Origin of the sequence: Citrobacter werkmanii, from assembly GCF_008693645.1 — a bacterium.
Taxonomy (GTDB): domain Bacteria; phylum Pseudomonadota; class Gammaproteobacteria; order Enterobacterales; family Enterobacteriaceae; genus Citrobacter; species Citrobacter werkmanii.
The window spans coordinates 2,151,690-2,172,230 of the sequence record NZ_CP044101.1 but is presented as its reverse complement, the minus strand read 5'-3'; the positions used below and the strand labels follow the sequence as shown (position 1 = coordinate 2,172,230).

The window sequence follows — 20,541 nt, the reverse complement described above, 5'->3', positions numbered from 1 at the left end:
CTTACTCCTGATAAGTGTGAGGGCTTAGATTATTTGCCGTACTTCGTCGAGGGTGGTGGTTCCATAGGTGCCCAGGTCCAGCGTATTACCGCCGTTACTGCGAATAACACCCTGCACCAGCGCAAACTGAAGCGGCTGCGCCACCAGTTGCGTTCCGCCATTGCTGGCAGCAATTGAGACGTTATAAGAACCGCTTGGCGCATCCGTGCCATCGGTCATGGTGCCGTCCCAGGTAAAGGTATGAACTCCTGCTTTCAAGCCGCCGATATCAATAGTGCGTATCACTTTGCCGTCTTTATCGGTAATCGTTGCAGTGACCTTATCTGCTGGCTGCTGCAGCTCAACGCCAAACGGCGTGGTGGTGGTTTTCGCGCCCTCTTCCGTACCTTTACCGGTCAGGATGGTGGTGCCGGGGATCATGACGCCGTGACCAATCAACGTACTGGCCTGCAGCGACTGACTGTTGTCGATCTGCCCGGAAATAGACCCCAGCGTGGTGTTCAGTTTCTCAATCCCACTCACGGTGCTGATTTGCGCCAGTTGGGTGGTCAGTTCGTTGTTTTGCAGCGGGTTAGTTGGGTCCTGGTTTTTCAACTGTGCGACCAGCAGCGTCAGAAAACTGCTTTGCAGGTCAGCGGCATTACTGCCCGTCAGGGAGCTATTCCCGGTAGCGGCTTTAACGCCTGCATTGCTCGGGTCATTCATGGTTACAGCAACAGACATGTGCGTCTCCTTTACTGGCCTAACGTAAGCGTTTTGAGCATCAAGCTTTTCACGGTGTTGAGCACTTCGACGTTTGCCTGGTAGCTACGCGAAGCGGACATGGTGTTGACCATCTCGCCGACGACGTCCACATTCGGCATTTTTACGTAGCCGTTCGCATCGGCCAGCGGATTACCCGGCTCATACACCAGCTTATCCGGCGCCTGGCTTTCAATAACGTCAGCCACTTTTACGCCGCCTGTAGCCGCCCCTGGCGCGGCATCAACCTGAAAAACAACCTGCTTGGCGCGATACGGTTGACCGTCGGGTCCGGTGACGCTATCCGCATTCGCCATGTTGCTGGCCGCCACGTTCAGACGCTTAGACTGCGCCGTCAGCGCAGAGCCTGCGATATCAAAAATATTTAACAGCGCCACGAATTAGTTCCCTCCTTGCAGCACGTTCATCATGCCTTTGATTTGTCCGCCCAACGCGGTCAGCCCCATTTGATATTTGAGGCTGTTGTCTGCAAATTGCGTACGTTCCCGGTCCATATCCACCGTATTACCATCCAGAGACGGCTGGTCAGGAATGCGATAGAGCAATTCCGTAGCGGGAGCAGAAGCGGTTTGGGCCGGAATATGTTGTGCAGAGGTCAGCGTCAACGAGACGCCGCCGGTTTGTTCCCGTCCACGCACCATGACTTTTTTCAATTCACTGGCGAAATCCAGATCGCGCGCCTGATACCCCGGCGTGTCGGCATTGGCAATGTTGGCGGCCAATATTTCCTGGCGCTGGGCGCGCAAATTCAGCGCTTCCTGTTGAAAACGTAAGGCGGCGTCGAGCTTATCGAGCATATCTCCTCCGCAAATGACAAAATTCAGCCGACAGCTTAAATCCCATTACGCGCGCGTTATCGCCGGAATAAACGCAAAATGCGTCGCTATTTGTTGCGTTGATGACTGCGTCACACAGGTAAAATCCTGCCACTACCTGAAAAAGCGCGAGGTTTTGATGCAAACGTTTAAACGTGGAATAGTTGTGGCTGCACTGCTGTTCAGCCCTATGACGCTGGCGCAAGACCTGAATTCACAGCTGACGGCATGGTTTTCCCAACGTCTGGCCGGATTTAGCGATGAGGTGGTCGTCACTATCCGTACGTCGCCTAACCTACTGCCCAGTTGCGAGCAACCCGCATTAAGCGTGTCAGGCAACGCGAAACTGTGGGGGAATGTGAACGTGCTGGCCCGCTGCGCCAACGAGAAACGTTATTTGCAGGTGAATGTGCAGGCCACGGGAAACTACGTGATTGCCGCCGCGCCCGTCGCCCGGGGCAGTGCGCTAACCCCGACCAGCGTGACGTTAAAGCGAGGCCGGCTGGACCAACTGCCGCCGCGCGCCGTGTTAGATTTGAATCAGGTGCAGGACGCGGTGAGTCTGCGCGATCTGGTTCCCGGTCAGCCGATACAGCTTTCAATGTTGCGCCAGGCCTGGCGGATCAAAGCTGGCCAACGCGTACTGGTTATCGCCAACGGCGATGGCTTTCGGGTGAATGCCGAAGGTAAAGCGCTGAACAATGCCGCCGTCGCACAGAATGCGCGAGTGCGGATGATTTCCGGCCAGGTGGTGAGCGGCATCGTCGATTCTGATGGGAATATTCTTATTAACCTATAATAGGTTAAAGATTTTTTAGCGTGTGCCGATAGATAAACAACCAATGATTACAGCGGGCCGCTATAGCGTACCCCCTCGATGAGGATAAACAAAATGAGCATTGATCGTACCTCACCATTGAAGCCAGTCAGTACCGTTCAGCCACGTGAAACCAGCGATGCGCCGGTACAAAAAGCGCGGAAGGAAAAAACCACCGCGACCACCAGCACCAGCGTCATGCTGAGCGACGCCCAGGCCAAACTGATGCAGCCCGGCACCAATGACATCAATATGGAACGCGTCGAAGCATTAAAAACCGCGATCCGTAACGGTGAGTTGAAAATGGATACCGGAAAAATTGCCGACTCGCTCATTCGCGAGGCACAGAGCTACTTACAGAGTAAATAAAGTATGACTCGTTTGTCAGAAATACTTGATCAGATGACAACCGTCCTCAATGACCTGAAAACGGTAATGGATGCTGAGCAGCAGCAGCTTTCCGCCGGATATATCAACGGCAGCCAGCTACAGCGTATTACAGAAGAAAAAAGCTCTTTGCTGGCAACCCTTGATTATCTGGAGCAGCAGCGCCGTCTGGAGCATGACGCCACGCGCAGCGCCAACGATGAGATTGCTGAACGCTGGCAGACGATCACTCAAAAAACGCAGCATTTGCGCGACCTCAACCAGCACAACGGATGGCTGCTGGAAGGGCAAATTGAGCGTAATCAACAAGCGATTCAAGTGCTGAAACCGCACCAGGAGCCGGCGCTGTATGGCGCAAACGGTCAAACCTCTGCTGCGCACCGCGGCGGGAAAAAATTCTCTATTTAATGCCAGCCTGATCGCTCGCAGCTTTCAGGCCAGCGCGTTCTGCAGGCCGGATCCGGCGTAACGCCGCCATCCGGCAATTATCGGTTACGCCGTCCGGCGCACAAACTCTTTCACTTTAAAGCCCAGCACAGCAAGTGCGGCGAAGTAAGCTGCAATCCCAGCCACCACGACGGCCATCAGACGCAGTAAACGCCACAACATCGTTCCCTGCGACCAGTCCGGCATGATATAGAGCATCCCGAACAGGACCGCTGACATCACCACGACGGAAATCACCAGACGCGCCAGAAACCAGGCCCAGCCCGGTTGCGGGGTAAAGATTTTCTGTTTACGCAACTGCCAGTAAAGCAGTGACGCGTTCAGACATGCCGCCAGACCAATCGACAGCGACAGCCCGGCATGCTTCAGCGGGCCGATAAACGCCAGGTTCATCACCTGAGTCATAATCAGCGTCACAATAGCAATTTTCACCGGCGTTTTAATATCCTGGCGCGAGTAAAAACCAGGAGCCAGAACTTTCACCACGATCAAACCAATCAAACCGACCGAGTATGCCACCAGCGCGCGCTGGGTCATGGCGGCATCAAAGGCGGTAAATTTACCGTACTGAAACAAAGAAACCGTCAGCGGTTTTGCCAGAATACCCAACGCCACAGCGCTGGGTAATGCCAGCAGAAAACACAGACGCAGCCCCCAGTCCATCAGACGACAATATTCATCATGATTACCGCTGGAAAAGCTTTTTGATAGCGATGGCAACAGGATAGTCCCCAGCGCCACGCCAAGGACGCCGGACGGGAACTCCATCAAACGGTCGGCGTAATACATCCAGGAAACCGAGCCGGAGGCCAGAAATGAGGCGAAAATCGTATTGATGATCAGTGAAATCTGGCTGACGGAAACCCCGAGGATCGCCGGCCCCATTTGCTTGACGACGCGCATCGCCCCCGCATCGCGGAAGTTCACGCGCGGCAGCACCAGCATGCCAATTTTCTTCAGATGCGGCAGTTGATACACCAGTTGCAGCACGCCGCCAACGGTCACGGCCCATGCCAGCGCCAGTACCGGAGGATTAAAATAAGGCGCGGCAAACAGCGCAAAACCGATCATGCTGATATTCAAAAAGGTCGGCGCAAACGCCGGAATAGAAAAGCGGTTCCAGGTGTTAAGGATTGCGCCGACCAGCGAGGCCAGTGAAATCAGCAGGATATAAGGAAAGGTGATCCGCAGCAGTTGGGTAGTCAAGGCAAATTTGTCGGCGGTGTCGGCAAACCCTGGCGCAGTGACTAAAATCACCCACGGCGCAGCCAGCATCCCGGCAACCGTCACCACGGCCAGCGCCAGCGTCAGCAGCCCTGAAACATAGGCAACAAACACGCGGGTAGCATCCTCACCCTGCTTACTTTTGTATTCAGCCAGAATAGGCACAAACGCCTGAGAAAATGCGCCTTCAGCAAAAATTCGGCGTAGCAGGTTAGGAAGTTTGAAGGCCACAAAAAAGGCATCGGTCGCCATCCCTGCGCCAAAGATTCTGGCGACAATCGCATCACGCGCAAAACCCAGCACACGTGAAAACATCGTCATCGAGCTGACGGCTGCCAGCGACTTTAATAAATTCATCTATGTTGTATTCCAGACCCTGAGGCAAAACCCCGTATAACCAACATCGCCATCCGGCAATGTCACTGTGCCTGATGGCGACGCCGCAGCGTGTTATCAGGCCTACAAGCCAGCCTATGGTTGAAAAGAGGTGTTATTTTGAGTTGGCATATAGTACCTGGATTACAATGAATTACTACCGCCAGATGTTACAGGCGGTTATTCAGCCATCGCCTCCCGCCATAGCTTTTCGACAACACGCTGGGCCAGTAGCGCCTGCTCGCCTGCCGTCTGAGGAACCGTCTGATTTTGCACACACTCCATGAAATGCCGCGCACATCCGGCAAAACCTCGCTGTTCTAAGGTCGTTTGCCAGCCTGCTACCGGCTTGTGTACGACACCTTGCCCACGTTCTTCCCGCCATTCCCGCATATCTGTGACGTCAATCAGTCCCCCATCGGTCACCGCCTGAACGCACTCCCGCTGGCTACCGGCACGCCGATGCATACTGGTTGTAATTTGTAGCTGATCGACAGAAAAATGGTGCTCGGCGTAGAGCATCGCGCCAGCGTCATTAGTCAGCAGAGTACCGCTATTTAACTGCGCCTTCCCTCCTGCCAACCACAACGCAGTATCGACCACGTGCAGATAGTCATCCAGCAGAGTGAAACGCAGGTCATGCGGCCCCACGCTGTCCGAACGATGCTTATCCATACGCACAGACGCTGCGTTGCCCAACATGGCTTTGAGATCCTGATACAGCGGCGCAAATCGGCGGTTAAAGCCGACCATCAACGTCAGTTTTTTCCGCGCGGCCAGCTCGACCAGTTGTTCAGCCTCACGCAGGTTTTCCGCCAACGGTTTATCCACACACACATGGACCCCGGCATTCAGGAGTTCACTGACCACCGCAAAATGCGTCGCGGTGCTGGAATGGACGAAAACCGCGTCGCAGGTTTTCGCCAGATTCACCAGGGAGTCAACGTAGGGTATGCGCCAGGTCTCACAGACACGCAGCGCTTTTTCCCGCGAAGGTGAAAACGCGCCTTGCAGCGTCCAGTCTGCGGAACTGCCCAGTACGGGCAGCCAGGCTTTTTGCGCAATGCCACCCAGACCGACAACACCGATACGTAATTTATTCACGTTAGTCTCCCAGGTGCGCCAACAAAGAATCCAGCCGCTGCTTAAGTTCCGCGACTTCTGTTTCCAGGGCTTCAACGCGCGCCTGCAGATCGCCAGACGCGACCGGGAGTTCATCTGCCGCAGCGATGGGCTCATCAACATCACCGCAAAACAGGTGCATATAGCGACTTTCGCGTTTACCCGGCTCGCGCGCCAGACGGATCACATAAGGGCCATCTTCACGGGTCGCCAGTTTTTCCAGCGTCGACTCCACTTCAGCCATATCGCGGAATTCGTACATTCGCGAAGCACGGCTTCGCAGTTCGCCCGGCGTTTGCGCGCCGCGCAGCAACAGCGTGGTGACCAGCGCCACCTCGCCTGCGCTGAGTTTCAGATTGCCAAATTCAGAGTTGCAGAAACGCTGCTCATATTTCGTGACGCGATTACCAAAGCCGCTCACCGTACGCAGAAAATGCCGCTTCACCAGGTTATCAAGCTGATCCTGCACTTCCGATTCCGACAGATTCATCACCGGTTCACGATTCGTTTTTTGATTGCAGGCGGTGACGACGCCATTGACAGAAAGCGGATACTGTTCCGGCGTGGTGACCTGTTTTTCCAGTAAACAGCCAATCACGCGTGCTTCGGTGGCGGTTAATTCGTATTTCATCGTTTTCTCCATTACTCAGGCTAACCTGAAACTTAGCGGCCAGGGGTCCATTCTGATGTGGTCAACGCCGTCAGCACATGATCGCGCCACTGCCCGTCAATCAGCAGGTAATCTTTGGCATACCCTTCTTTTTCAAAACCGAGTCGCGCCAGCAAGTCACCACTACGTTTATTGTGCGGCATATAGTTCGCCATAATGCGGTGAATATGCTGCGTGCGCTGCATATAACGAATGGCCGAGGTTAAAGCTTCGTACATCAGCCCCTGCCCCTGCCACTTTTGCGCAATGGAATAACCGAGATAACAAGCGTGGAAAGATCCCCGCACCACGTTCGAGAAGTTCGCGACGCCGATAATCTCTTTTTCTTCCGGATCGAGCAGCGCAAAATAATACGCGGTGCCTTGTTTATGAAACTCAGAGATCATACTCAGACGCGCCTGCCAGCCGGAGGGATAACAGTGGCTTTCATCGCGAATAGGTTCCCAGGGTTTTAAGAAATGACGATTTTCTGCGTAATAATCTGCCAGACGCCAGGCATCACGCTCGTGCACCAAACGCACGACCAGGCGGTCCGTGGTTAAGCGCACTTTTGGCACGTTACTGCGATAGCCAAACATTCTATACCTACTCCTTCCCGTAACGTCTTCAATACGCTATTCGCGATACTATACCTGTGCAAATATGCCCTTTGAAAAGAGCAAATTGCCATTTTTTGAATTATTCACACATTTTGATGAAAACTCTCTATCAAGACGGGCTTTTGATAAAAAAATATTGTCCCGCCAAAGGTGGGAAAAGCGATGACGACACCGCAGAATAGGAGATGCTTATCTTTTAAACTCTAACCAGAGTGACGAGTTTTTCCCGGGAGGGGAAATGTCGCAAGTCTCGCAGGCAAGGAACCTGGGTAAATACTTCCTTCTCATCGATAATATGCTGGTCGTGCTGGGCTTCTTCGTCGTTTTCCCGCTGATCTCAATTCGCTTCGTCGACCAAATGGGCTGGGCTGCCGTTATGGTCGGGATCGCGTTAGGATTGCGTCAATTTATTCAGCAGGGTCTGGGTATTTTTGGCGGCGCTATTGCTGACCGTTTCGGCGCAAAACCGATGATCGTCACCGGTATGCTGATGCGCGCCGCCGGGTTCGCCACCATGGGTATTGCCCACGAGCCGTGGCTGCTGTGGTTTTCCTGTTTTCTTTCCGGGCTGGGCGGCACGCTGTTCGACCCTCCCCGTTCGGCGCTGGTGGTCAAACTGATCCGCCCGGAAAAGCGCGGGCGTTTTTTCTCTATCCTGATGATGCAGGATAGCGCAGGCGCAGTGGTTGGCGCGTTACTTGGCAGTTGGCTGTTACAGTACGATTTCCGCCTGGTCTGCGCGACAGGAGCCATTTTGTTTGTTCTGTGCGCGGCGTTTAACGCCTGGCTACTCCCGGCATGGAAATTGTCGACGGTGAAAATTCCGGTGCGTGAAGGGATGGGCCACGTGATGCATGACAAACGTTTTGTCACCTATGTGCTGACGCTGGCGGGTTATTACATGCTGGCGGTACAGGTCATGTTAATGCTGCCAATCATGGTGAACGACATCGCTGGCTCGCCTGCCGCCGTGAAATGGATGTATGCCATCGAAGCATGCCTCTCGTTAACGCTGCTCTACCCTATTGCCCGCTGGAGTGAAAAACGTTTTCGCCTGGAACATCGCCTGATGGCCGGTCTGCTGGTGATGTCTCTGAGCATGATGCCCATCGGTCTGGTCGGCAATTTACAGCAGCTATTCACGCTGATCTGCACCTTCTATATCGGCTCGATCATCGCCGAACCGGCGCGTGAAACCCTGAGCGCCTCGCTGGCCAATGCACGGGCGCGAGGAAGTTACATGGGCTTCAGCCGACTTGGGCTCGCCATCGGCGGCGCAATTGGTTATGTCGGCGGCGGCTGGCTGTTTGATATGGGCAAAGCCCTGGCGCAGCCTGAATTGCCATGGATGATGCTCGGTATTATCGGCTTCATCACCTTCCTGGCTTTGGGCTGGCAATTCAGCCACAAACGCCCGACGCGCGGCATGCTGGAACCCGATGCCTGATAGCTAATCCGGCGCACGAGCACTTTTCAGTTTTTTCTGCTGGTGCCCGGGGCGCTGGTACTCGATGATGCTTTGTGTCACGATTACGCCATATGCATCATGTTGAGGACTCCCATGAAAAAGCTTTTTTTTGCCGCTGCACTGATTGTCGGCGGCCTGTTGGTTGGTTGTAATCAACTCACGCAATATACGGTTAGCGAGCAAGAGATTAATCAGGCGCTGGCGAAGCATAATAACTTTTCAAAAGATATCGGTTTGCCCGGCGTCGCTGAAGCACACATCGTACTGAGCAATCTCGCCAGTCAGATAGGGCGTGAAGAGCCTAATAAAGTGACTCTGACGGGTGATGCCAATCTGGACATGAATTCCCTGTTTGGCAGTCAGAAAGCCACCATGAAGCTGAAACTTAAAGCGCTACCGGTCTTCAATAAAGAGAAAGGCGCGATTTACTTGCAAGAGATGGAAGTCGTGGACGCGACCGTCACACCTGAAAAAATGCAGTCGGTACTACAAACGCTGATGCCGTATTTAAACCAGTCGCTGCGTAATTACTTTAATCAACAGCCTGCCTATGTTCTGCAGGACGACAGCAGTCAGGGTGAAGCGCTGGCGAAAAAACTGGCGAAAGGTATAGAAGTGAAACCGGGCGAAATCATCATCCCATTCACCGACTAATAAACCAGAGGGCGCTGATGCGCCCTTTTTTTTCGTGCAAACGAAAACGTTTCCGCTTATCCTTTGTTTCCGGCAAAAAAGACAATCCTCAGCCGGAGCATATTGATGACTGCACCATCCCAGGTTTTAAAGATCCGCCGCCCAGACGACTGGCATCTTCACTTTCGCGATGGCGACATGTTAAAAACTGTCGTGCCCTATACCAGCGAAATTTACGGCCGCGCCATTGTCATGCCGAACCTGGCACCGCCCGTCACCACAGTTGATGCAGCTATCGCTTATCGCCAACGCATTCTTGATGCGGTACCTGCCGGACACGACTTCACGCCCTTAATGACCTGTTATTTAACGGATACATTGGACCCCAATGAGCTGGAGCGAGGTTTCAACGAAGGTGTGTTTACCGCCGCGAAACTCTACCCGGCGAATGCCACCACCAACTCAACGCATGGCGTAACCTCTATTGAAGCCATCATGCCTGTGCTGGAACGGATGGAAAAATTGGGTATGCCGCTATTGGTGCATGGTGAAGTGACACATGCGGATATCGATATTTTCGATCGCGAAGCACGCTTTATTGAGACGGTGATGGAACCGCTGCGTCAGCGGTTGACTGCGCTGAAAGTCGTATTTGAACATATCACCACTAAAGATGCTGCCGAATATGTGCGGGATGGTAACGAGCTTCTCGCCGCCACCATTACGCCACAACATTTGATGTTTAACCGCAACCACATGCTGGTCGGCGGCATTCGTCCGCACCTGTATTGTCTGCCAATCCTTAAACGTAACGTCCACCAACAGGCGCTACGTGAGCTGGTCGCCAGCGGATTTAGCCGTGCATTCCTTGGTACCGACTCAGCGCCGCATGCCCGTCATCGCAAAGAATCCAGTTGCGGCTGTGCCGGGTGTTTTAACGCCCCGACCGCGCTGGGCAGCTATGCCACCGTATTTGAAGAGATGAATGCACTGAGCCATTTTGAAGCCTTCTGCTCACTCAATGGTCCGCAATTCTATGGTCTGCCGGTGAATGAGACTTTTATTGAGCTTGAACGCGTGGAGCACCATGTCCCGGAGAGCATTACGCTGGCAGATGACTCGCTGGTGCCTTTCCTGGGTGGCGAAACGGTACGCTGGTCAGTAAAAAGCTAAAAAAAATGTAGCCAACTGATCTGAATAACTGTATAAATAAACAGTATATTCAACAGGGGGCTATTATGCGTATTGAAGTCACTATTGCCAAAACTTCACCTTTGCCTGCCGGTGCGATTGACGCATTGGCAGGTGAACTCTCCCGCCGTATTCATCATCATTTTCCGGATAACGAGGGTAACGTTACCGTCCGTTATGCCGGAGCTAACAATCTGTCGGTAATTGGCGCGACCAAAGAGGACAAAGAACGCATCAGCGAGATCTTGCAGGAGACCTGGGAAAGCGCGGATGACTGGTTTATCAATGAATAAATAATGATATGCAGTGATGTTTGTTTGCCGGGTCGCCCCGGCTTTTTTTTTACACGCAGTTTTAAAAAAATACAGACTCCCCCTGGTGGCCATTTAATTTAATATTAATTTCCTGGTTATCTTTTAACCAGAACGACAAAATAATTGTGCAACTTGCTAAAAAAAAATGAATGACATGTTGCTTTATTAGTCAGATAACGCTGAAAACTATAAATTTATGCGCTGCCCTCTTTAAATTTTCAATGAATACCCTTATTTATTGATATACTGAAGTTGCTTCAGAAAAAAAATGCATTGAACCTCGAAAACCGTTGTCTAGTAACACGAATTAGGGGGCATGATGGAAAAGAATAATGAAGTCATTCAGACTCATCCGCTTGTAGGATGGGACATCAGCACCGTTGATAGCTACGACGCGCTGATGCTGCGTTTGCACTACCAGACCCCGAATCGACCGGACCCGGATGGGACTGAAGTTGGTCAAACGCTCTGGTTAACCACTGATGTTGCCAGGCAATTTATTTCGATATTAGAAGCAGGAATCGCCAAAATTGAATCCGGCGATTACCAGGTAAATGAGTATCAGCGCCATTAAATCTGATACATCCAACCATCAAAAGGCACCTTAACGGTGCCTTTCTTATTTCCCGGTTGAATATTCCAGGTCAGTTATTTACCCTGCTACTATCGCGATTGCAGAGAGAAGCGGATGAAATACGACTTAATCATTATTGGCAGCGGTTCCGTGGGTGCCGCAGCCGGATACTATGCCACTCGCGCCGGTCTGAACGTTCTGATGATCGATGCGCATATGCCACCGCATCAACAGGGCAGCCACCACGGCGACACACGATTAATTCGTCATGCTTATGGCGAAGGTGAGAAATACGTTCCGCTGGTGCTGCGCGCGCAGACATTGTGGGATGAACTTTCCACTCAAAATGAAGAACCGATTTTTGTACGCACCGGGGTTATCAATCTGGGCCCGGCAGATTCAACTTTCTTAGCTACCGCAGCGCAAAGCGCGAAACAGTGGCAACTCAACGTCGAACATCTTGATGCCGCCGCCATCATGGCTCGTTGGCCCGAGATTCGCGTACCTGAAAATTATATTGGTCTGTTTGAAGCTGAGTCGGGCTTTTTGCGTAGTGAGTTAGCGATTAAAACCTGGATTCGTCTGGCTGAAGAAGCTGGCTGCGCACAGCTGTTTAAATGCCCGGTCACGGCTATTCATCATAGTGAAGATGGCGTCACGGTAGAAACCGCCGACGGTGACTACCACGCCAAAAAAGCCCTGGTCAGCGCCGGGACATGGGTGCAGGCATTAGTACCGGAACTGCCGATACAGCCAGTGCGCAAAGTGTTCGCATGGTATCAAGCCGATGGCCGCTATAGCGTTAAAAATAACTTCCCGGCCTTTACCGGCGAGTTGCCAAATGGCGATCAGTACTACGGTTTTCCGGCAGAAAACGACGAACTAAAAATTGGTAAGCACAACGGCGGACAGGTAATTCACGCAGCCGAAGAGCGCAAGCCGTTTGCCGCTGTGGCCTGCGATGGCTCCGAAGCTTTCCCATTCCTGCGTACAGTTCTGCCAGGCATTGGCTGTTGTCTGCACGGTGCATCCTGCACTTACGATAATTCGCCGGATGAAGACTTTATCATTGATACGCTACCTGAACATGACAATACCCTGATCATCACCGGACTGAGCGGACATGGCTTTAAGTTTGCCTCCGTACTGGGGGAAATAGCCGCGGACTTTGCGCAGGACAAACCGCCAGCCTTTGACCTGACGCCATTCAGGCTGAGTCGCTTTACGCGATAATGATTAATGGCCTCGTGGTGAGGCCATTTTTAATGACAGGAATAACATCGATGCGGCGCATCTTTCACTATCTGGTTAATAATATTCGTGAGCATCTTATGCTCTACATTATTTTATGGTCGCTGCTGGCAATTATGGATGTGATATATATTATGTTTTTCTGACCAGATCGCACTGACACTAATTGACAAAAACTGATATTTACTTAAATTTCATTGCAATAAACTGAATAAGAAAACCCTATCAACACCGTGTAATGATGCCCACCTTTTGCTCATTCTCTCTAATACCTTGATGATGACATCAATATTCAATCAATTTTATTGAATATGAAAATAAATATCATCATCATTGTTATTTATTAGTTGCATTAATGTCTTTTACGCGCCATTTTCATTTACTCCTGAAATATCTAACGGTGTACTTATGCAATTCACTAATAGTCCACAGCGCTATGGCGTGGTGTCTGTCGCATTGCACTGGCTGATGGCGATTGCTGTATATGGCATGTTTGCGTTGGGTTTATGGATGGTCACGCTCAGTTATTACGATGGCTGGTATCACCAGGCCCCTGAACTGCATAAAAGCATCGGGATCCTGCTCATGATGGGACTGGTCATTCGCGTTGTCTGGCGGTTGTTCTCCCCTCCCCCAGTTGCGCTGACAAGCTATTCCCGCTTAACCCGCATCGCAGCGGCAATGGGTCACCTTGCGCTCTACGCCCTGCTCTTTTCGATTGTTATCAGCGGTTATCTGATCTCGACCGCAGATGGCAAAGCGATAAGCGTATTTGGTTGGTTTGATATTCCCGCCACCCTTGCCAACGCGGGCGCTCAGGCCGACCTTGCCGGCAGCCTGCACCTGTGGCTGGCATGGACCGTGGTGGTTTTATCGCTTCTTCATGGGCTTATGGCCCTGAAACATCACTTTATCGATAACGACGATACCCTGAATCGCATGTTGGGAAAATCGTCATCTGACTATGGAGCTTAAAATGAAAAAAAACCTGCTGGGATTGACACTCGCCTCTCTGTTATTCACGACCGGATCGGCTATGGCGGCAGATTACAAAATTGACAAAGAGGGACAGCATGCCTTTGTTAATTTCCGTATTCAGCATCTGGGTTACAGCTGGCTGTACGGCACCTTTAAAGATTTCGACGGTACGTTCACCTTTGATGAAAAAAATCCCGCAGCCGATAAGGTTAACGTCACCATCAACACCAACAGTGTTGACACCAACCACGCCGAACGCGACAAGCACCTGCGTAGCGCGGATTTCCTTAACGTGGCCAAATTCCCGCAGGCGACCTTTAGCTCCACCAGCGTGAAAAAAGAGGGGAACGACCTCGATATCACCGGTAACCTGACCCTGAATGGCGTCACCAAACCAGTGACGCTGGACGCGAAGTTGATCGGTCAGGGTGGCGATCCATGGGGTGGTACGCGCGCCGGTTTTGAAGCGCAAGGTAAGATTAAACTCAAAGACTTCAATATCACCACCGATCTCGGCCCTGCTTCACAGGAAGTCGATTTAATTATCTCAGTGGAAGGTGTGCAGCAGAAGTAACGCATAAATGTTGCCGGATGAGGCGATAGCCATCATCCGGCAACATTTTTATTGCGCGGGATCCGGAATACCCAGTTTGGTATTCAGACGACCGCGGGATTTATTAAAGATTTTGTTGCCATTTTCACGCCCGGCGCGACGACGTCGTTGCTCTTCTTCCGGCAACTCACTCTCTTCGCAACACAGCTCACTACAGCAGCCTTTATACTTCTGCGCGCAAGCCGGGCACTGAATAAACAGCAGATGGCAGCCATCATTTTTACAATTAGTGTGGCTGTCGCATGCGGTTCCGCACTGATGACAATGCGCGATAACATCTTCAGAGATCCTTTCGCCCATACGCTCATCAAAAACGAAATTTTTGCCGATGAAACGTACCGGAAGCCCCTGTTCACGCGCCTTGCGGGCATATTCAATAATCCCCCCCTCAATGTGCCAGACTTTGCTAAATCCGTTGTGTTTCATCCAGGCGCTGGCCTTCTCACAACGGATCCCGCCCGTGCAGTACATAACTATTTTTTTATCTTTATGCGCCTGCATCATTTCAACCGCTTTCGGCAACTGGTCACGGAACGTGTCTGCCGGGATCTCCAGCGCATTCTCGAAGTGCCCCACCTCATATTCATAGTGGTTGCGCATATCAATGAATACCGCGTCAGGATCGTCCAACATGGCGTTCACTTCTGCCGCCTTCAGGTAATCACCCACGTCGCTGGCGTTAAAGTCAGGATCATCAATGCCATCCGCCACAATACGTTCGCGAACTTTCATGCGTAGCACCCAGAATGATTTCCCGTCATCGTCCAGGGCGATATTAAGACGTAATCCATCCAGTGCGGGATTGAACGCATACAGCTGTTGGCGGAATGCATCCACGTTGCTTTGCGGCACGCTGATTTGCGCGTTAATGCCTTCATGGGCAAGATATACACGCCCGAACACATTCAGCGCAGTGAACAGTTGGTACAACGCATCACGCGTATGTTGCGGGTCATCGATGGTGAAATATTTATAAAACGAGATCGTCGTGCGCGGCTCAGTCTCGGCCAGCATTTTGGCTTTGAGCGCGTCGTTCGAAATGCGGTTGTGTAACACTGGCATGGTGTACGTATCCTGCAAATAGGGAGTAAATGAAAATCGGCGGCATCATAAAGCAAACATCGCCAATTTACATCCACACATTTTACGCTACATTTCTTACTTCACGATAAAAACGCAACAACAATTGCCGATTTAATCACCGTTCTCCCGTCACAAATTTTTGATACGCGCGAAAAAATGCGACAATACAGGGAATTGGTCGTTTGAAGACAGGATAGACATGACGAATTTACCCAAGTTTTCGGCTGCGCTACTGCATCCACGTTATTGGTTAACCTGGCTGGGTATTGGCATCCTTTGGTTAATCGTGCAGTTGCCCTACCCGGTACTTTATAAGTTGGGCTGTGCATTAGGTCGTCTGGCGTTACGTTTGATGAAACGCCGGGCAAAAATCGTTTCACGTAATCTGGAGCTGTGCTTCCCGCAGATGAGTGAGCAGGAACGCCAGCAGATGGTCGTCAGGAACTTCGAGTCCGTCGGCATGGGCGTAATGGAAACCGGGATGGCCTGGTTTTGGTCCGATAAGCGCATTTCACGCTGGACAGAAGTGATCGGGATGGAACATATCCGTGACGTTCAGGCGCAAAAGCGGGGGATCCTGTTAGTCGGTCTGCACTTTCTGACCCTGGAACTGGGTGCGCGTCAGTTTGGTCTGCAGGAGCCTGGTATCGGTGTGTATCGTCCTAATGACAATCCGCTGCTCGACTGGTTACAGACCTGGGGACGCATGCGCTCTAATAAATCAATGCTTGATCGTAAGGACTTGAAAGGAATGATTAAAGCGTTGAAAAAAGGCGAAGTGGTCTGGTACGCGCCGGATCATGACTACGGTCCTCGCGCCAGCGTGTTTGTGCCGCTGTTTGCCGTTGAACAGGCCGCCACGACCTCCGGGACCTGGATGCTTTCACGCATGTCGAATGCGTGCCTGGTGCCATTTGTTCCTCGTCGTAAGCCCGACGGGAAAGGGTATCAATTGATTATGCTGCCGCCAGAATGTTCACCGCCGTTAGACGACGCGGAGACCACGGCTGCATGGATGAATAACATCGTTGAGCAATGCATCATGATGGCCCCAGAACAATATATGTGGCTGCATCGTCGCTTCAAGACCCGTCCTGAAGGCGCCCCTTCCCTGTACTAAAACACGGTTGCAGTCCAGTGGGCTGCAACCCTCTCCTGACTCGCTTTAGGTTTAACTGCTATCCGCATTGCAGCAACTATCAACCGGGCGCATAATTAGTCTGCTTACTTATATTCAATCGATAGCGCATACAGCGCATCACACTGCGGATCGTTATGTCACCCTCAGATGCCCCCATAAACTGGAAACGCAACCTCACCGTTGCCTGGATAGGTTGTTTTTTAACCGGCGCAGCATTTAGCCTGGTCATGCCCTTTTTACCCTTGTACGTTGAGAGTCTCGGCGTCACGGGGCATAGCGCCCTGAACATGTGGTCAGGTCTGGTCTTCAGCATCACCTTTTTGTTTTCAGCCATCGCCTCCCCTTTTTGGGGTGGCCTTGCCGACCGCAAAGGGCGAAAAATCATGCTGCTGCGTTCCGCGTTGGGTATGGCTATTGTGATGCTACTGATGGGCCTGGCGCAAAATATCTGGCAGTTCCTGGTTCTGCGCGCGCTGCTCGGTCTGCTCGGCGGTTTCATTCCCAACGCCAATGCGTTGATCGCCACCCAGGTTCCACGCAATAAAAGCGGCTGGGCGCTGGGAACGCTCTCTACCGGCGGTGTCAGCGGCGCACTGCTAGGGCCGCTGGCAGGTGGACTACTCGCGGACCATTATGGATTGCGTCCCGTGTTCTTCATTACCGCCAGCGTACTGCTGGTCTGTTTTATCCTGACGCTATTTTTTATCCGCGAGCGTTTTCAGCCGGTAAGCAAGAAAGAGATGCTGCACATACGCGAAGTCGTGGCCTCGTTAAAAAACCCCAAACTGGTGCTGAGCCTGTTTGTCACTACCTTAATCATTCAGGTGGCGACCGGTTCTATTGCGCCAATCCTGACGTTATACGTGCGGGAGTTAGCCGGGAACGTCAGTAATATCGCGTTCATTAGTGGGATGATTGCCTCCGTACCCGGCGTAGCAGCGTTAATCAGTGCCCCAAGGCTTGGCAAACTCGGTGACCGGATTGGCCCGGAGAAGATTCTAATCGTCGCGCTGATTATTTCCGTGCTACTGCTGATCCCGATGTCATTTGTACAAACTCCCTGGCAATTGGGCGTTCTGCGTTTTTTATTGGGTGCTGCCGACGGTGCTCTGCTCCCGGCGGTGCAAACGCTGCTGGTTTATAACTCAACCAACCAAATAGCCGGGCGTATTTTCAGTTATAACCAGTCATTTCGCGACATCGGCAACGTAACGGGACCATTAATGGGGGCGGCAATATCCGCCAACTACGGCTTTCGCGCGGTCTTCTGCGTGACCGCGGGGGTTGTACTGTTTAACGCGATCTACTCGTGGAATAGTCTGCGCCGTCGCCGGAGTGCCGAGCTCGCTGGATAATTTGTATATATTGCCTGAACCCGAAGAGTAAACTTTGCGTTTTCAGGCAGTATTCATTTTACTTTTAATGATAGTAGTAACACACCTTATTTCTGCCAGAGTTTTTGGCGTCATACAGCGCAGCATCCGCATAAGAAACAACTTTATCCGCTGAGTCATCATCAACTTTAGTACAATATACACCGATGCTGATCGTCATCTTTTCTTTTAAATCATATGCATTAGGTATAGTCGTTCCATGCTCAACATTTCTTCTGATTCGTTCTGCAACGACAATAGCTTCATCTTTATCCTTGCACTTAAGAAGAATCGCAAACTCCTCGCCGCCGATGCGCGCAAAGATATCCGAATCTCTAACTGACTTGTTGATTATATCAACAATACTAATGATTACCCGATCCCCCTCCTGATGCCCATAGGTATCGTTAATGCGTTTAAATTTGTCGATATCCAAAACCATTACGCAAACCACGCCTTTCGCTAGCGATGCTTTTAACGATCTATAGAACAGTTTCCGGTTGTATATTTTGGTCATGGCATCTTTGATAGCCGAATCCGTTTCTTTTTTTAGAATGATAAAAGTGTTATACATTAAGATCGATATTATACAAAGGGTACTGATCACCTCAATCCCTCTGCTGATATACCAAATATACATACTATATTCATCTAAACTTAATAGCAGCACATTGGTTAATATTCCTGAGCAACACAGTAAGCCGATACTTTTCCATAAGATATTATGCGTTTTGGTTTTAATGACCAAATAGAGTAGAACCAATCCCCAGGCAACAATCAGAGAGTAAATATAGCCAATATGCCAGTGTACGGTTATGTTATCGGGTTTTAAGCTCGTAATCTCAAGGGTCATGTCCGGATTATAACTGGCCAGGCTATGCGCCAGGACAGCGATAGCCAACATGATCAAAAATGCTACCGCTATATAGCATGGTTCTCTTTCTTTGGTTTCAAGGATTGTCGAAGATGCTTTATAAGATTTCAAGGATACAAATAATAAAGCAATAAAACTCAACTGGCGAAAATAATAGAATATAGCGATATCGTTAGTTCTTTTTTCTATCGAAGTGTGATCATTGATTAAATCCTGAACGATATAGATAGTTTCCACAAAGAAAATATTATTGCTAAGAAATGCCATACCTAAGACTATGAGACATGTTAGATCTTTTCTGCATAAATACTGAAACAACATAAACAGGAAAATAATTCCATATAAAAAGAATAAACCTACTATGATAATCAAATATATTGTTTGCGGAACACTTTGTATTGTTAATTTAAACTGTGTAAGACATAACCCACCAAGAATATAGCTGATTAAGCAAGTTATATAGAACGCCATCAACTTCCTGTTATTTGAATTACTGTTTTCCATAACATCCTTAGGAGTATTCTTGAGTTGGCATTTTATATAATAAAGCATAAGCATTTGCAATCTATATAGCCGTACAACTTCAGTGATATTTATTCATTTATTATTTAATGATTTTTTATCCATTTATAACACCTGGTATTAATCATCTATTATTATGTGTCCTTTTTTAAAACACCTCACGCCATTAACAGATGTTGCACATGGCGGATACTTAGTCATTACTTTTCCGCCTCTTGAGTTCAGTATCTCTCAATAATTACCTCTGTGACTTCTTTACATTAATAAATATTTTTTCCTTTATTTTAATAAGGTTAGACATCCTCTCATCAGAACAATGGGCATTACTGCAAGCAAAAACACGAGTAAATACGTATTAAATCTGAAGATTCATTTATATAACAGTATCGTTTATTTATTTGATTTTCATTACGCCACTGCTAACCACACACATTACCTTTTTTTCTCAAATTCGCGGTCGTCCATTACGCCAACTTCAGTATCTCGCATTGTAAATTTTTCCATACCAATCGAAGACGTCATCATAAAACCCTGTCGTCGCTACCAACGGCTGGCATTCATTTAGGTTAGCTCTGCAATCAATGGGTTTGACGCTCCGCGGATCGAGGTCTATAGATTGAATCATCACCATTTATTGTTCACCTTAGGAGAAGATTATGGCAAAGAATGACATGTATTTTTATGCCACGCTGGAAGAGGCTATTGATGCTGCTCGTGAAGTGTTTCTGGCAGATAACCCAGGTCTGGAGGCTGACGATGCCAGTGTTCAGCAGCTAAGCGTACAAAAATACGTGCTACAGGATGGCGACATTATGTGGCAAGCAGAATTCTTTGCCGATGAGGATGATGTCGATGGCGAATGTCTGCCAATGCTAAGCGGTGAAGCGGCGCAAAGCGTTTTTGATGGTGATTATGATGAGATTGAAATTCGTCAGGAGTGGCAGGAAGAAAACACGCTTCACGAATGGGACGAAGGTGAATTTCAGCTGGAGCCTCCCCTTGATACCGAAGAGGGTCAGACCGCAGCTGATGAATGGGATGAACGATAACTACTCGTAAGGCCCATGGTGAATGTCGAGCGGTAACAACAGCGTATCAAACACCAGCGAAAACGGCAGGTCGAGGATGGTGACGTAGCGCCATGCGGAATCCCGGACATCCCACTGTATGCCCGGATAGTATTGGTTGCCATGCCCTTGTCCTGGGATGGTCCGGCTAATGATGCTGCCGCATCCGCTCAGCAACAAGACCATTATCGCCACTGCCGCTATTCGCATCTGGTACCCCATGACTCTTTTTATTCAGTAT

25 protein-coding genes are annotated in these 20,541 nt (G+C 50.3%); 15 read left to right on the top strand and 10 right to left on the bottom strand.

All coding sequences use genetic code 11. The features are described from left to right. Positions 1 to 24 precede the first annotated feature (24 nt). From flgD to flgB, 3 genes are read right to left on the bottom strand one after another with little or no spacing between them, the layout of a single operon-like run. Positions 25 to 723: a flagellar hook assembly protein FlgD gene (gene flgD / locus FOB24_RS11000; protein ID WP_038639698.1), complete on the bottom strand. Its 699-nt coding sequence runs from the start codon at positions 721 to 723 to the stop codon at positions 25 to 27. Between the two features lie 11 nt (positions 724 to 734). Next, on the bottom strand, positions 735 to 1,139 hold the full coding sequence (flgC, locus tag FOB24_RS10995) for a flagellar basal body rod protein FlgC (protein ID WP_006685091.1): 405 nt from the start codon (positions 1,137 to 1,139) through the stop codon (positions 735 to 737). Between the two features lie 3 nt (positions 1,140 to 1,142). Beyond that, the gene (flgB, locus tag FOB24_RS10990) at positions 1,143 to 1,559 is read right to left on the bottom strand and encodes a flagellar basal body rod protein FlgB (RefSeq protein ID WP_038639692.1); all 417 of its coding nucleotides are present in this window, start codon (positions 1,557 to 1,559) and stop codon (positions 1,143 to 1,145) included. 157 nt (positions 1,560 to 1,716) lie between these two features. Here flgB and flgA point away from each other — a divergent pair, with 157 nt between their 5' ends. The 3 genes from flgA to flgN all read left to right on the top strand — a co-directional run bounded on the left by flgA (position 1,717) and on the right by flgN (position 3,189). Next, a complete protein-coding gene (gene flgA / locus FOB24_RS10985; RefSeq protein ID WP_150344898.1) occupies positions 1,717 to 2,376 on the top strand; it encodes a flagellar basal body P-ring formation chaperone FlgA in 660 nt (219 codons plus the stop codon). Positions 2,377 to 2,469: 93 nt separating this feature from the next. Next, on the top strand, positions 2,470 to 2,763 hold the full coding sequence (flgM, locus tag FOB24_RS10980; protein WP_003832153.1) for a flagellar biosynthesis anti-sigma factor FlgM: 294 nt from the start codon (positions 2,470 to 2,472) through the stop codon (positions 2,761 to 2,763). Between the two features lie 3 nt (positions 2,764 to 2,766). Continuing rightward, complete coding sequence (gene flgN, locus FOB24_RS10975; protein ID WP_069323314.1) at positions 2,767 to 3,189, top strand: flagella biosynthesis chaperone FlgN; 423 nt, start codon at positions 2,767 to 2,769, stop codon at positions 3,187 to 3,189. An 84-nt stretch (positions 3,190 to 3,273) separates the two neighbouring features. Here flgN and murJ read toward each other — a convergent pair whose 3' ends face one another. From murJ to rimJ, 4 genes are all read right to left on the bottom strand, one after another. Beyond that, positions 3,274 to 4,809, bottom strand: coding sequence for a murein biosynthesis integral membrane protein MurJ (gene murJ / locus FOB24_RS10970; protein ID WP_038639684.1), 1,536 nt, complete (start codon positions 4,807 to 4,809; stop codon positions 3,274 to 3,276). Between the two features lie 198 nt (positions 4,810 to 5,007). Then, on the bottom strand, positions 5,008 to 5,931 hold the full coding sequence (locus FOB24_RS10965; protein ID WP_150344897.1) for a Gfo/Idh/MocA family protein: 924 nt from the start codon (positions 5,929 to 5,931) through the stop codon (positions 5,008 to 5,010). A gap of 1 nt (position 5,932) precedes the next feature. After that, positions 5,933 to 6,580 (bottom strand): YceH family protein, encoded by a 648-nt coding sequence (locus tag FOB24_RS10960; protein WP_069323312.1) that lies wholly within the window; start codon positions 6,578 to 6,580, stop codon positions 5,933 to 5,935. 32 nt (positions 6,581 to 6,612) lie between these two features. Beyond that, positions 6,613 to 7,197, bottom strand: coding sequence for a ribosomal protein S5-alanine N-acetyltransferase (rimJ, locus tag FOB24_RS10955; protein WP_006685101.1), 585 nt, complete (start codon positions 7,195 to 7,197; stop codon positions 6,613 to 6,615). Positions 7,198 to 7,456: 259 nt separating this feature from the next. Between rimJ and mdtH the strand changes: the two genes are divergently transcribed. The 9 genes from mdtH (at position 7,457) to FOB24_RS10910 (ending at position 14,201) form a co-directional block, all read left to right on the top strand. Then, the gene (mdtH, locus tag FOB24_RS10950; protein WP_038639676.1) at positions 7,457 to 8,665 is read left to right on the top strand and encodes a multidrug efflux MFS transporter MdtH; all 1,209 of its coding nucleotides are present in this window, start codon (positions 7,457 to 7,459) and stop codon (positions 8,663 to 8,665) included. A 114-nt stretch (positions 8,666 to 8,779) separates the two neighbouring features. Beyond that, positions 8,780 to 9,340, top strand: a complete 561-nt coding sequence (locus FOB24_RS10945) for a lipoprotein (RefSeq protein WP_038639673.1) — start codon at positions 8,780 to 8,782, stop codon at positions 9,338 to 9,340. Between the two features lie 105 nt (positions 9,341 to 9,445). Beyond that, positions 9,446 to 10,492 (top strand): dihydroorotase, encoded by a 1,047-nt coding sequence (gene pyrC / locus FOB24_RS10940; protein ID WP_038639670.1) that lies wholly within the window; start codon positions 9,446 to 9,448, stop codon positions 10,490 to 10,492. A gap of 65 nt (positions 10,493 to 10,557) precedes the next feature. Next, positions 10,558 to 10,803 (top strand): DNA damage-inducible protein I, encoded by a 246-nt coding sequence (dinI, locus tag FOB24_RS10935; protein WP_006685106.1) that lies wholly within the window; start codon positions 10,558 to 10,560, stop codon positions 10,801 to 10,803. A 340-nt stretch (positions 10,804 to 11,143) separates the two neighbouring features. Next, positions 11,144 to 11,398, top strand: a complete 255-nt coding sequence (gene bssS / locus FOB24_RS10930) for a biofilm formation regulator BssS (protein ID WP_003036154.1) — start codon at positions 11,144 to 11,146, stop codon at positions 11,396 to 11,398. 114 nt (positions 11,399 to 11,512) lie between these two features. Next, entirely contained in the window at positions 11,513 to 12,631 is a 1,119-nt protein-coding gene (gene solA, locus FOB24_RS10925) for an N-methyl-L-tryptophan oxidase (protein ID WP_150344896.1), read from the top strand. A gap of 50 nt (positions 12,632 to 12,681) precedes the next feature. Then, entirely contained in the window at positions 12,682 to 12,795 is a 114-nt protein-coding gene (locus tag FOB24_RS10920; RefSeq protein ID WP_003036148.1) for a YceO family protein, read from the top strand. 262 nt (positions 12,796 to 13,057) lie between these two features. Next, complete coding sequence (locus tag FOB24_RS10915) at positions 13,058 to 13,624, top strand: cytochrome b (protein WP_069323308.1); 567 nt, start codon at positions 13,058 to 13,060, stop codon at positions 13,622 to 13,624. Between the two features lies 1 nt (position 13,625). Beyond that, positions 13,626 to 14,201 (top strand): YceI family protein, encoded by a 576-nt coding sequence (locus tag FOB24_RS10910; RefSeq protein ID WP_038639660.1) that lies wholly within the window; start codon positions 13,626 to 13,628, stop codon positions 14,199 to 14,201. 48 nt (positions 14,202 to 14,249) lie between these two features. On the opposite strand, the gene trhO is transcribed toward FOB24_RS10910, so the two are convergent. Continuing rightward, complete coding sequence (trhO, locus tag FOB24_RS10905; RefSeq protein WP_087857791.1) at positions 14,250 to 15,302, bottom strand: oxygen-dependent tRNA uridine(34) hydroxylase TrhO; 1,053 nt, start codon at positions 15,300 to 15,302, stop codon at positions 14,250 to 14,252. Positions 15,303 to 15,522: 220 nt separating this feature from the next. On the opposite strand from trhO, the gene FOB24_RS10900 reads away from it, so the two are divergent. Together FOB24_RS10900 and mdtG are read left to right on the top strand one after the other, a co-directional pair. Beyond that, a complete protein-coding gene (locus FOB24_RS10900; protein WP_150344895.1) occupies positions 15,523 to 16,443 on the top strand; it encodes a Kdo(2)-lipid IV(A) acyltransferase in 921 nt (306 codons plus the stop codon). A gap of 155 nt (positions 16,444 to 16,598) precedes the next feature. After that, a complete protein-coding gene (mdtG, locus tag FOB24_RS10895; protein ID WP_038639648.1) occupies positions 16,599 to 17,819 on the top strand; it encodes a multidrug efflux MFS transporter MdtG in 1,221 nt (406 codons plus the stop codon). Positions 17,820 to 17,883: 64 nt separating this feature from the next. Here mdtG and FOB24_RS10890 read toward each other — a convergent pair whose 3' ends face one another. Further along, on the bottom strand, positions 17,884 to 19,215 hold the full coding sequence (locus tag FOB24_RS10890) for a sensor domain-containing diguanylate cyclase (RefSeq protein WP_150344894.1): 1,332 nt from the start codon (positions 19,213 to 19,215) through the stop codon (positions 17,884 to 17,886). Positions 19,216 to 19,904: 689 nt separating this feature from the next. Between FOB24_RS10890 and FOB24_RS10885 the strand changes: the two genes are divergently transcribed. Further along, positions 19,905 to 20,282 carry a MysB family protein gene (locus FOB24_RS10885; RefSeq protein ID WP_038643106.1) on the top strand — a complete coding sequence of 126 codons (378 nt, stop codon included), beginning with the start codon at positions 19,905 to 19,907 and terminating at the stop codon, positions 20,280 to 20,282. Here the strand turns inward: FOB24_RS10885 and FOB24_RS10880 are convergent, their stop codons facing one another. Next, positions 20,283 to 20,510: a YceK/YidQ family lipoprotein gene (locus tag FOB24_RS10880; protein WP_150344893.1), complete on the bottom strand. Its 228-nt coding sequence runs from the start codon at positions 20,508 to 20,510 to the stop codon at positions 20,283 to 20,285. Positions 20,511 to 20,541 lie beyond the last annotated feature (31 nt).